The sequence below is a fragment of the Vreelandella sp. L-15 genome, assembly GCF_056857635.1.
This window is the reverse complement of the sequence record NZ_JBSXNN010000092.1, coordinates 34,643-46,431: the sequence shown is the minus strand read 5'-3', so window position 1 is coordinate 46,431 and position 11,789 is coordinate 34,643. Positions and strand designations below refer to the sequence as shown.

Below are 11,789 nucleotides of genomic sequence, written 5' to 3'. Positions count from 1 at the left end.
TTATGAAAAAACGCAACGCATGGCTGGGCGTTGTGCTGCTGGCGCTGCTACTAGGTGCGGGCGGCCGTGCACTGTGGCTATGGCTTGATCGTCCCATTGAGCGCGTGTCGATTCGTGGCGAATGGGAGTACGTTAGTGCTGATTACCTGCGTACGCAGTTAGCGCCGCTTGTGCAGGATGCAACGTGGCTATCGGCAGATCTAGGCGAGCTACGCCAGCGTGCGCTACGTATTGGCTGGCTGAATGAAGTGCGAATTTCCCGCGAGTGGCCTAACGCTTTGGTGTTTGAGCTAGTGGAGCAGGTGCCTGTAGCGCGTTGGAACGATGATTTCCTGCTTAATCCTGAAGGGGAGCCGTTTGCATTTGCGCCGTTAGATGCACCTGAAGGGTTGCCCGACCTCTCAGGGCCAGCGGGCAACAGTGAAGAGGTGTTGGCGTATTACCAGCGGTTGACTCCCCATTTTGCCAGTTTGTCGCTATCGCTTTCTCAGCTACGCTTAGAGCCTCGCGGTGCTTGGCGCTTACAGCTGGGAGACGGGGCCTGGGTCATGCTAGGTAGACGTCAGCATGGAGAGCGTTTGGCAAGGTTATCTGCTTCTTGGCAGCGCGAGCTTGCAAGCTTTAGTGAGCATATCCGCTATATTGATTTACGCTATCCTAATGGTGTTGCGGTGGCTTGGCATGGTGAAACGGATTTTCAAGAGCGTGAACAGCAAGAGGTCAATGAGTAACCGCTCGTGGCAATGTGCAAAAAGTAGGTAAATGTGAGTGGTTGCCAACGCCGAAAAACCTATGAATGGGGTTTAAATTGCTATCCAGTCCAATTATCGTGGGTGTGCGCTAGTCGTATTACGACTATTGTTTCTATACTATGTCCCCAGCGGTGATGTGGATGAGTTTTATTATCCTGTCAGCGGTTAGCTTGGTTAGATAGTGTTCTAGTTAAAGTTATTAAACGCAAATTGGTTATTGCGTTGGTGTTTTAATGTCAATTGGCAATACCTACCCTATTAAAATGACGGCAAGGAGATTTACCGACTCATGGCAGGCTCACCCAACGCATCCAATATGGTTGTCGGGCTGGACATCGGAACGTCCAAGGTCGTCGCGATAGTCGGTCAACCCACCGATGATGGGGGGATTGAGATTGCCGGTATCGGTTCCCACCCCTCGCGCGGTATGAAGCGCGGCGTTGTGATTAATATTGAGTCAACGGTTCTGTCCATTCAGCGTGCGGTGGAAGAAGCCGAACTGATGGCAGGATGCGACATCCACTCGGTTTATGTGGGCGTGGCGGGTAGCCATATTAGCTCCATGAATTCCGACGGCGTTGTCGCGATTAAGGAGCGTGAAGTAACACCTTCAGACATTGAACGGGTGATCGACTCGGCCCGCGCACGAGCGATTTCAGAAGGCCAGCGAGTGTTACATGTATTACCTCAAGAGTTTTCCATTGATACCCAAGGCGGCATCCGTGAGCCGCTGGGGATGTCAGGGGTAAGACTTGAAGCACAAGTGCACTTAGTAACGGCGGCCCAGAATGCTGTGCAAAACATTGAAAAGTGTGTACGGCGCTGCGGTTTAGATGTGGATGCCATTATTTTGGAACAGTTGGCCTCTAGTATGGCTGTGCTGACTGAAGATGAGCGTGAGCTCGGGGTATGTATGGTGGATATCGGTGGTGGTACCACCGATATGGCGATTTTCACAGAAGGTGCCATTCGCCATACAGCGGTGATCCCCATTGCAGGTGACCAAGTCACCAATGACATCGCGATGGCACTGCGAACGCCGACCCAGCACGCTGAAGAAATCAAGGTGAAATACGCTTGCGCATTAACCCAGCTTGCTGCAAGCGATGAGATGATTAAAGTGCCTAGCGTGGGTGATCGCCCAGCCAGAGATCTATCGCGTCAGGCGCTAGCGGAAGTGGTCGAACCTCGTTACGAGGAACTCTTTACGTTAGTAAGAGACGAATTACGTCGCAGTGGCTATGAAGATATGGTGGCTGCGGGTGTGGTGCTCACCGGCGGCACCTCGCGCATGGAAGGTGTAAGCGAACTGGCGGAAGAAATTTTCCATATGCCGGTTCGTATTGCCTGCCCGCAAAATGTCAGAGGCTTGGCAGATGTGGTTCGCAACCCTATCTATGCGACCGGCGTTGGTTTACTGCATTATGCACTGCAGGAAACTCGTCATGGGCAAGGCCTAGAAAGCCACGGGGGAGTCGTTGCGGCCCATAAAGGACGTAATGAGTTAGCCCGGCGTGATATCAAGGATGGCCATTCGGCGCTGGCAAGAATCAAAGGCTGGTTCAAAGGAAATTTCTGATAGGGCCGCAAGCGCGGTTCAGGAGACGGGGCTTATGTTCGAATTGGTAGATAACGCACCCTCGAGCAGTGCGGTCATCAAAGTAGTCGGTGTTGGCGGCGGCGGCGGTAATGCTGTCAACCACATGGTCGAGAGCAATATCGAAGGCGTTGAATTTATCTGCGCCAATACGGATGCTCAGGCACTTAAACGTGTATCCGCAAAAACGGTGCTGCAGCTAGGTGGCGAAATCACCAAGGGTCTTGGTGCTGGCGCTAACCCAGAGGTGGGTCGTCAAGCCGCGCTGGAAGATCGCGAGCGCATTGCTGAGCTGTTAAACGGCGCCGATATGGTCTTTATTACTGCCGGTATGGGTGGTGGTACAGGCACGGGCGGCGCCCCGGTGGTAGCTCAGGTGGCTAAGGAGTTGGGTATTCTGACTGTTGCGGTCGTTACGCGTCCGTTCCCGTTTGAAGGGCCCAAGCGTATGCGCGCTGCGGAAGAGGGCATGAAAGAGCTCTCTGAGCACGTTGATTCCTTGATCACTATTCCCAATGAAAAGCTGCTATCGGTGCTGGGCAAGAATGCTACGCTATTGACGGCTTTTAGCGCAGCTAACGATGTGCTTCTAGGCGCGGTACAGGGCATCGCAGAGCTGATCACCAGCCCAGGTATCATCAACGTCGACTTTGCTGACGTACGCACCGTGATGTCCGAAATGGGCATGGCGATGATGGGTACAGGCGGCGCGACGGGTGAGAACCGTGCCCGTGAGGCGGCAGAAAAAGCCATCCGCAGCCCGCTGCTGGAAGATATCGATCTACATGGCGCTCGCGGTATCCTGGTCAATATCACGGCTGGGCCGGATCTCTCCATTGGTGAATTCAACGATGTGGGGGCGACGGTACAAGAGTTCGCCTCTCAAGAAGCGACGATTGTGGTCGGTACTTCAATCGATATGGAAATGTCCGACGAGCTGCGTGTGACGGTAGTGGCAGCAGGGCTAGATGGCAGCAAGTCAAAAGCAGCGGCTCGCGAACCTGCGCGTCGCTCTGCGGCAGATACCTCCTCTTCCGACTACCGCAAGCTGCAGCAGCCGACGGTCATGCGTCAGCAGGCCGCTGCACGCGCAGAAGCGCCGGAAGCAGCGCCAAAGCCGCGTCCAGAAAAACGTCGTTCAGCGGATGCTGATGACTATCTCGATATCCCCGCATTTTTGCGCCGCCAGGCGGATTAAACCGCGCTATCAGGCTCATTGAGGCAGCAAACGAGAGTTTTATTGGTTAAAACGCTCGTTTGCTGTTAAAGTGAACACTGTTTGATAACTTTCTTTCCCCCTGCGGACTCTGTAGCGTTAGGCTACGAGCCGCCGTCATCAGAGCTTGACCACTACCCATGATCAGACAACGCACATTACAAAACGTCATCCGCGCCACTGGAGTGGGTCTGCACTCTGGCAAAAAAGTCCACATGGCTTTGCGCCCGGCGCCGGCCAACACCGGCATTGTGTTTGTCAGAACCGATCTGGACCCAGTGGTACACGTGCCTGCCCGTGCCGAATTGGTGGAAGACACCATGCTATGCACAGCGCTCTGCCATGAAGGCGTTAAAGTCGCGACCGTTGAGCACTTGATGTCAGCCTTTGCCGGTTTGGGGATTGATAACGCCTACGTCGATATCAGTGCGCCCGAAGTGCCAATTATGGACGGCAGTGCCAGCCCCTTTGTGTTTCTGATTCAGTCAGCGGGCATTTTAGAGCAGGAGGCAGCGAAGAAATTTATCCGCATTAAGCGTCGGGTTAGCGTTACCGATGGTGATAAAGAGGCTACCTTTTTGCCTCACCAAGGCTTCAAGGTGTCATTTGCTATCGACTTCGACCACCCGGTCTTTGAACAGCAGAAGCAAACGGCGCTGATCGATTTCTCAACCACATCGTTCGTGAAAGAAGTCTCTCGTGCACGAACCTTCGGTTTTATGCGCGATTTAGAGTACCTTCGCTCGAACAATCTGGCGCTGGGCGGTAGCTTAGAAAACGCCATTGTGGTGGATGACTACCGTATTGTGAACGAAGGCGGCCTGCGCTACGAAGACGAATTCGTCAAACATAAAGTGCTAGACGCCATTGGTGACCTTTATCAGCTTGGTTACAGCCTGATTGGCGAGTTCCGAGGTGTTAAATCCGGCCATGCGCTGAATAACCAGCTTTGCCGGGAGCTGATGGCGCAGCCCGATTCGTATGAAATCGTTACGTTTGAAGAAGAGAAAGCAGTGGCGCCTATTTCCTATGCCGCTCCTGTCATGGCGTAATGAGGCATAAGGCAAAATGTTGGGGGGAGTTGAGTTGGCATAACGAAACGGCCCCCCACTTTATAAAGCATCGCTAAGGCGGTGCTTTATGCGTTTAAGGGGTCGCGTTGCTAAGGTTTTGGTTCTGTAGAGCGCGCGTGAGAAGCAAGCCGCTCCAGGGCGTTTTTTAACGCGGGGTTGTCGGTGTCTTTGGCGCATTCGGCCAGGGTCTTGCCAGCATCATCTGACAGTGTGCGCGTGTAACGCTTAGGTGACTCGATCGGGCGCACTGGACGAACTTTGAGCGTAAACCCTGTCACGCCTTCAAAGCCCGGTAATTGGTGAAGCAGTGACAGTAGCTGCGACTGCTCGTAGCGTAGCCACGTTAACCAGCTGGCTTGTCCGCTGATCAGCGTAAGGCGTCCGTTGCTGAAGCCGCCGACGAAAATGTGCTCGCGCATCTCTTCAGGCAAATGGGCGCGAAGGTGGCGTTGCGCTTGATCAATTAAGCGTGATTGGCGCATTAGCTGTCCAACGCCGCCAGACTTGGTCAGCAGTTGGGCAATGGGCTGTGCGCGAGAACGCTTAACCTTTATACTCATCAACTTAATTCCTAGGGTGTTGCTAGTGACGTCGTACTGGCGAATACAAACAGCGCCTGTGATTGACCGCCAATGAAAAGAGCCTAACACGCTCGGGAGCCAGTCCACAGCATGTCATCAACGTCAGAGATAGTATCTGCTTCGCCAAGGCGTCAACGACGCTATGGCTTAGCGCGTTGGTGGCTGGCTGGCCTGTTGGTGAGCTGCTTATTGCCCGCTAGTTTACACCCTTCAGATGCATTGAGAAGCAGTGGCCGCAATGTCTGCATCTGCTTTTGGATGCCTGCGATGCTACGGGCTCAATCGCACTGGATTGCCAAGAAGCGCCGTGCGCTTCGTCGCTGGGCTAGTCGCCAAACGCGCCGATTGCCCAGCGTTTGCAGCCGTCCTCTATTACTACCGCTGATCACGCTTCGACTTGTTGCTGCCAGCGATGTAGTGACCCCTCGTGGCCCGCCCGCCGAACAACGCATTGGTTAACATTACGCCTATTTGCCTTATATAAGGGCGCACCTGGATGGGTCGCTCACGATGATCTGGAAATTTCATGATTAATAACTTGTTACGTAAAGTGGTCGGCTCTAAAAACGACCGTGAAGTAAAGCGCATGTATAAAAGCGTGCAGAGCGTTAATGCGTTAGAAGAGACCCTGGCGGGCCTAAGCGATGCGGAACTTCAAGCGAAAACCACTGAGCTGCGTCAGCGGTTAGACGATGGGGCGACGCTGGATAGCCTGCTTCCAGAAGCCTTTGCTGTCGTTCGTGAGTCCAGTAAGCGAGTAATGGGCATGCGCCACTTTGATGTGCAGATGATCGGTGGTATGACCCTGCACCGTGGCCGTATCGCGGAAATGAAAACCGGTGAAGGTAAAACCCTAGTCGCCACGCTGTCAGTCTACTTGAACGCATTGACCCGTAAAGGCGTTCACGTGGTAACGGTGAATGACTACCTCGCCCGCCGTGATGCGGAATGGATGCGCCCGCTTTATGAATTCTTAGGGCTAACGGTAGGCGTTATCTTTGCAGGGCAAACCGGCGAAGAGAAGCGCTATGCTTATCAGTGCGACATTACCTACGGCACCAACAACGAGTTTGGCTTTGACTATCTTCGCGACAACATGGCGTTTTCGCTGGAAGATAAAGTCCAACGCGGCCTGCACTACGCGATTGTGGACGAAGTCGACTCCATCCTAATTGATGAAGCACGTACGCCGTTGATTATCTCCGGTGCGGTAGACGAGAACACCGACCTCTACGGCATCGTGAACCGCCTCGCCCAACAGCTCGAGCAGGGTGAAGTCTCCGAAGATGACGAAGCACCGGTGAGCGGCGATTTCGTGCTCGACGAAAAGCAGAAGCAGGTGGAGCTGACCGAACAGGGTCACAATAAAGTCGAAGAGCTCATGCGGGCCGAAGGGCTGCTGGGTGAGGGCGAATCGCTCTACGCAGCGCAAAACCTCAACCTGCTACAGCATATGCACTCGGCGCTGCGCGCTCTCCATCTCTATCATCCGGACGTTGATTACATCGTTGCCGAAGGGCAGGTGGTGATTGTCGATGAGCACACCGGCCGTACCATGCCGGGGCGCCGTTGGTCTGAAGGTCTGCACCAGGCCGTGGAAGCTAAAGAGGGCGTTACGGTTCAGCGTGAAAGCCAAACGCTGGCGTCTACCACCTTCCAGAACTACTTCCGCCTGTATGAAAAGCTATCGGGCATGACGGGCACGGCGGATACCGAAGCCTTCGAATTCCGTCAGATTTACGGTCTTGATGTGATCGTCATTCCCACCAACCGCCCGCTGGCGCGTAAAGATCTCAACGACCTTGTGTACCTGAGCGCGGAAGAGAAGTACGAAGCCATCATCAAAGACGTGAAAACAGAGACCGAAGCGGGCCGCCCAGTGCTGGTGGGTACCGCCTCTATCGAAACGTCTGAGTATCTGGCGCGCCTAATGCGTGAGGCAGGGCTTAAATTCAACGTCCTAAACGCCAAGCAGCACCAAAGTGAGGCAGAAATTATTGCTCAAGCTGGCCGGCCCGGTGCGATTACCATCGCTACCAACATGGCGGGTCGCGGTACTGACATTATGTTGGGCGGTAACTGGGAAGCCGAAGCCGCGAAGCTGCAAAACCCTAGCCAAGCACAGCTTGATGCGCTAAAAGCCGAATGGCAAAAGCGCCACGACGCGGTGCTGGAAGCTGGTGGCTTGCACGTGGTGGGCTCTGAGCGCCACGAATCCCGCCGCATCGATAACCAGCTTCGTGGCCGTGCAGGCCGCCAGGGCGATCCGGGTTCCACACGCTTCTTCCTCTCTTTGGAAGATAGCCTGATGCGCCTATTCGGCTCCGATCGAGTGAAGCGCTTAATGCAGGCGCTGGGCCTTGAGCGTGGTGAAGCCATTGAACACAAAATGGTCTCTAATGCGGTAGAGCGCGCTCAAAAGAAAGTGGAAGGGCGTAACTTCGATATTCGCAAGCAGCTGCTTGAGTACGACGACGTAGCCAACGACCAGCGCCGCGTGATTTACGAGCAGCGTAACGAAATTCTAGCGTCTGACGATGTCTCCGCCGCGGTGGTGGGTATTCGTGAAGAGGTGATGGAAGACGCGATTAGCGAGTACGTGCCGCCCCAGAGCCTGGCTGAGCAGTGGGACCTGCCCGGCTTGGAAGCCCACTTGAAAACCGAGTTCAATCTCGTCGCGCCAGTGACGCAGTGGGCCGAGGAAGACGAGCGCTTTAGCGAAGAGAAGCTGCGTGAACGTCTGCAAACCATGCACCGCGAGGCCTATGAGGCTAAAATCGAGTCCGCAGGTGCGGCATTGATTCGCCGCTTCGAGAAGCAGGTGATGCTCCAAGTGCTGGATACCCGCTGGAAAGAGCACCTGCAGTCCATGGACCACTTGCGTCGCGGTATCCACCTGCGTGGTTATGCACAGAAGAACCCCAAGCAGGAGTACAAGCGCGAATCCTTCGAGCTGTTCCAACATCTGCTGACCAATATCAAAGCCGATGTCACGCGTATTCTCAGCCACGTTCAGGTGCGTCAGCCAGAAGAAGTGGATGCCCTAGAGCAGAAACGCCGTGAAGAGCTTGCTCGTGAAAAAGCGACAGCCGCCAGCCTCCACGATGCGCCTGATGCCGGTACTAGCGAGACAGCGCCCGGGGTTGATGGCCGTCCGCTGCGCCGGGAAAACCCGAAAGTTGGCCGCAACGACCCCTGTGTGTGTGGCTCGGGTAAAAAATATAAGCAGTGCTGCGGCAAATTAAGCTAATCACGTATGGCGTAAGCGAACGTAGAGGAGAGAAACATGGCGGTGGGAAACCTTCCCTTTCCGGAATTGCCACCCCTCAGTGGGGTGCGCCTGGGCACTGCAATGGCGGGCATTAAGAAGCCGGATCGCCGTGATATGGTGGTGATTGAGCTACCTGAGACTGCCACTGTGGCGGGTGTTTTCACCCGCAATGCGTTCTGTGCTGCTCCGGTAGTGGTTGCCAAGCAGCATCTTGAGCAGTGCGCCAGTAGCGGCCTTGCGCCTCGTTATTGGTTAATTAATACCGGTAATGCCAATGCGGGGACGGGTGAGGCTGGCTTGCAAGATGCTTATGCCAGCTGTGCTGCTGTCGCTGAGCAGGCAGGTGTTGAGCAGGCTCAGGCGCTGCCGTTCTCAACGGGGGTGATAGGTGAGCCGCTGCCCATGGAACGCCTGCTGGCAGGCTTGCCGGGTGCGTTTGATACGCTGGCCGACTCAAGCCAAGCATGGCAGCAGGCAGGTGAAGGTATTCTAACCACCGACACCCGCGCAAAGGGAGCCACGGTGACCGTTGATATTGGCGACCATCAGGTCACCATCAACGGGATTACCAAAGGCTCGGGCATGATTAAACCCAACATGGCCACCATGTTGGGGTTTGTGGTCACCGATGCGGCGATTGAGCAGCCCTTGCTCGCCACGCTACTGCGAGAAACGGTGGATCGCTCGTTCAACTGCATCACTGTGGATAGCGATACCTCTACTAACGATGCCTGCATGTTAGCGGCGACCGGCACGGGCGCGCGTATTGAAAGCGACGAGCACATTACCGTTTTCCGTAACGCTCTGCAGCGGGTGATGACCGAACTCGCCCAGGCGATTATTCGCGATGGCGAAGGGGCGACCAAATTCGTCACACTACAGGTGAATGAGGCCAGCACTCGCCAAGAGGCGTTGGATGTGGCGTTTACCGTAGCTCACTCGCCTCTAGTAAAAACCGCGCTCTACGCCTCGGATGCCAACTGGGGGCGTATTTTGGCGGCGGTGGGTCGAGCGCCGGTTGAGGCGTTTGATGTTAGCCGGGTCGTGATTGACTTAGGCGATGTGCGCCTAGTGGAGAACGGTGGCCGCGCCGGTAGCTATACCGAAGCGGCTGGCAGTGCCGTCATGGCCGAGGAAGAGATCACAATTCGCATTAATTTGGGGCGTGGTGACGAGTCCGCTACCGTGTGGACCTCGGATCTCTCCCATGACTATGTGTCCATCAACGCGGATTACCGCAGCTAAGGCTGCGGCAACGTGCTAACGCAGCGAGATAGCGCCGTGCAATATAAAGGCGGCGCGCACAAAGTGGATAAGACGTAATGAGTGTAATGGTAAAACGACGGGTTCATGTCGCGGCAGCTGCGATGATCAGCGCCGATCAAAAGCACGTGCTGATCGCGCGCCGGCCTTCCAACGTCGATCACGGCGGTCTTTGGGAGTTTCCCGGTGGCAAGCTAGCCCCTTATGAAACTGGGCTGGAAGGCCTTAAACGTGAGTTGCATGAAGAGTTAGGCGTTGAGATTGTTCGTGCCCAACCGCTCATTCGCGTTCACCATGAGTATCCTGATAAGCACATTCTGCTCGATGTGTGGCAGGTGCATGAGTTTGCTGGCGAACCGTTTGGTCGTGAAGGCCAGGCGGTGCGCTGGGTGCCGATGAATGAGTTGGTGAACTACCCGTTCCCAGCGGCGAACCTGCCCATTCTGCGTGCGGTGATGCTACCCACCGAGTACTTGATTACCGGTGAAGAGCCTGACGATGAGCGCTTCGCGTCGCTGCTGGAGCGCGCTCTGCGCGAAGACAGTATTCGCCTTGTGCAACTGCGTGCCAAAAGCTTAGATGACGCGGCCTATGTTGCCCGTGCTGAGCGAGCGCTCAAGCTTTGCCGTGAGTACGGCGCTAAGCTGCTGCTCAACGGTGAGCCAACGCTGCTGGACCAGGTCGATGCGGATGGTATTCATCTGACCAGTGCGCGTTTAATGCAGCTGGACCGACGCCCGATTGCGGAAAACAAGTGGCTGTCCGCCTCCACGCATGATCAAAAGCAGCTCTCCCAAGCGGCAGTGCTGGGCTGTGATTTTGTCACGCTTTCTCCGCTGCGCACCACGCCATCACACCCGGAAGTGGCTCCGATGGGCTGGCACGACTTCCAACAGCTGGTGGAACGTGCCGGTATGCCGGTATTCGCGCTGGGCGGTATGACCCGCTTTGACGCCAACCACGCTCGCGCGGTGGGTGCTCAGGGTATTGCGTCGATTCGCGACTTCTGGAAATAAATTTCTGGATATAAGCGATGTCGGCTTGGTACTTATAGAAAAGCGCTGATAGCAAAACGCCTGCTCTGGTAACAGAGCAGGCGTTTTTGATTTTCAGATGCTCGAATAAGCTTAATCGCGGTAGCGGCGGGTTAGGTCGCCATAAGCGTCGACACGGCGATCGCGCAGGTAGGGCCAAATACGGCGGGTGTTTTCGCTACGCGCCATATCCAGGCTCACGACCAACTGCTCAGTCTCTTCACCGGCATGGGCTAGTAGCTCACCTTGTGGGCCGCAAATAAAGCTACCGCCCCAAAACGCGATACCATCACCCACGCCGGAGTGGTCGGCCTCAAAGCCTACGCGGTTTGCCACCAAGACGGGCAGGCCATTCGCGACGCCGTGGGCGCGCTGAATCAGCGTCCAGGCATCTTTCTGGCGGGTTTTTTCCGCGTCGTCGTCATTAGGATCCCAGCCAATAGCGGTGGGGTAGAGCAGTAGCTCAGCACCCGCCAGCGCCATTAAGCGGGCGGCTTCCGGGTACCACTGGTCCCAGCACACCAGAATGCCTAACCGACCCACTGAGGTGTCAATCGGCGTAAAGCCCTCTTTGCGTGCGTCGTCGGCGTCGCCAGGGGTGAAGTAAAACTTCTCATAGAACCCTGGGTCATCTGGAATATGCATCTTGCGGTACTGGCCAACCCGCCCTTTGGCGCGGTCGTACACCACGGCGGTGTTGTGGTAGAGCCCCGCCGCGCGCTTTTCAAACAGCGAGCCCACCAGCACGATATCCAGCTCTTTTGCCAGTGCCGCCAATCGCTGTCCCGTCGGGCCATCCAGCGGTTCGGCGAGATCAAACAGTGCCGGGTCTTCATATTGACAGAAGTAGTGGGTGGCGTGCAGCTCTTGTAATAGTACGAGCTGTGCCCCTTGGCTGGCTGCTCTGCGAATGCCCGCCTCGCTTTCGGCCAGGCTGAGCGCTTTATCGGGCCATGCGGCTTGTTGAATCACCGCCACGTTAAGTGTCTGGGACATGCTGCC

General features: G+C 55.6%; 9 protein-coding genes. 7 read left to right on the top strand and 2 right to left on the bottom strand.

Translation table 11 applies throughout. From position 1 onward, the window contains the following. The first annotated feature begins 2 nt into the window (after window positions 1-2). The 4 genes from AC13CY_RS13735 (at window position 3) to lpxC (ending at window position 4,617) form a co-directional block, all read left to right on the top strand. Entirely contained in the window at window positions 3-731 is a 729-nt protein-coding gene (locus AC13CY_RS13735) for a cell division protein FtsQ/DivIB (protein ID WP_062360042.1), read from the top strand. A 310-nt stretch (window positions 732-1,041) separates the two neighbouring features. Further along, window positions 1,042-2,331, top strand: coding sequence for a cell division protein FtsA (ftsA, locus tag AC13CY_RS13730; RefSeq protein ID WP_062360043.1), 1,290 nt, complete (start codon window positions 1,042-1,044; stop codon window positions 2,329-2,331). Window positions 2,332-2,365: 34 nt separating this feature from the next. Continuing rightward, window positions 2,366-3,547, top strand: coding sequence for a cell division protein FtsZ (gene ftsZ, locus AC13CY_RS13725; RefSeq protein WP_044629193.1), 1,182 nt, complete (start codon window positions 2,366-2,368; stop codon window positions 3,545-3,547). A 158-nt stretch (window positions 3,548-3,705) separates the two neighbouring features. Further along, window positions 3,706-4,617 (top strand): UDP-3-O-acyl-N-acetylglucosamine deacetylase, encoded by a 912-nt coding sequence (lpxC, locus tag AC13CY_RS13720; protein WP_054641053.1) that lies wholly within the window; start codon window positions 3,706-3,708, stop codon window positions 4,615-4,617. A gap of 110 nt (window positions 4,618-4,727) precedes the next feature. On the opposite strand, the gene AC13CY_RS13715 is transcribed toward lpxC, so the two are convergent. Next, window positions 4,728-5,198 (bottom strand): DUF721 domain-containing protein, encoded by a 471-nt coding sequence (locus AC13CY_RS13715; protein WP_058577884.1) that lies wholly within the window; start codon window positions 5,196-5,198, stop codon window positions 4,728-4,730. A 547-nt stretch (window positions 5,199-5,745) separates the two neighbouring features. On the opposite strand from AC13CY_RS13715, the gene secA reads away from it, so the two are divergent. The 3 genes from secA (at window position 5,746) to AC13CY_RS13700 (ending at window position 10,769) form a co-directional block, all read left to right on the top strand. After that, window positions 5,746-8,469 (top strand): preprotein translocase subunit SecA, encoded by a 2,724-nt coding sequence (gene secA, locus AC13CY_RS13710; RefSeq protein WP_253027955.1) that lies wholly within the window; start codon window positions 5,746-5,748, stop codon window positions 8,467-8,469. A gap of 36 nt (window positions 8,470-8,505) precedes the next feature. Next, the gene (argJ, locus tag AC13CY_RS13705) at window positions 8,506-9,735 is read left to right on the top strand and encodes a bifunctional glutamate N-acetyltransferase/amino-acid acetyltransferase ArgJ (protein ID WP_253027956.1); all 1,230 of its coding nucleotides are present in this window, start codon (window positions 8,506-8,508) and stop codon (window positions 9,733-9,735) included. Between the two features lie 77 nt (window positions 9,736-9,812). Beyond that, window positions 9,813-10,769, top strand: a complete 957-nt coding sequence (locus tag AC13CY_RS13700) for a Nudix family hydrolase (protein WP_253027957.1) — start codon at window positions 9,813-9,815, stop codon at window positions 10,767-10,769. 111 nt (window positions 10,770-10,880) lie between these two features. Here AC13CY_RS13700 and AC13CY_RS13695 read toward each other — a convergent pair whose 3' ends face one another. Continuing rightward, window positions 10,881-11,783, bottom strand: coding sequence for a carbon-nitrogen hydrolase (locus AC13CY_RS13695; RefSeq protein ID WP_044629199.1), 903 nt, complete (start codon window positions 11,781-11,783; stop codon window positions 10,881-10,883). Between the last annotated feature and the right edge of the window lie 6 nt (window positions 11,784-11,789).

Coding starts and splice junctions, on each gene's coding strand:
- argJ (WP_253027956.1), top strand. CDS start 8,506: ATGGCGGTGGGAAACCTTCCCTTTCCGGAATTGCCACCCCTCAGTGGG.
- lpxC (WP_054641053.1), top strand. CDS start 3,706: ATGATCAGACAACGCACATTACAAAACGTCATCCGCGCCACTGGAGTG.
- ftsA (WP_062360043.1), top strand. CDS start 1,042: ATGGCAGGCTCACCCAACGCATCCAATATGGTTGTCGGGCTGGACATC.
- AC13CY_RS13735 (WP_062360042.1), top strand. CDS start 3: ATGAAAAAACGCAACGCATGGCTGGGCGTTGTGCTGCTGGCGCTGCTA.
- AC13CY_RS13695 (WP_044629199.1), bottom strand. CDS start 11,783: ATGTCCCAGACACTTAACGTGGCGGTGATTCAACAAGCCGCATGGCCC.
- AC13CY_RS13700 (WP_253027957.1), top strand. CDS start 9,813: ATGAGTGTAATGGTAAAACGACGGGTTCATGTCGCGGCAGCTGCGATG.
- secA (WP_253027955.1), top strand. CDS start 5,746: ATGATTAATAACTTGTTACGTAAAGTGGTCGGCTCTAAAAACGACCGT.
- AC13CY_RS13715 (WP_058577884.1), bottom strand. CDS start 5,198: ATGAGTATAAAGGTTAAGCGTTCTCGCGCACAGCCCATTGCCCAACTG.
- ftsZ (WP_044629193.1), top strand. CDS start 2,366: ATGTTCGAATTGGTAGATAACGCACCCTCGAGCAGTGCGGTCATCAAA.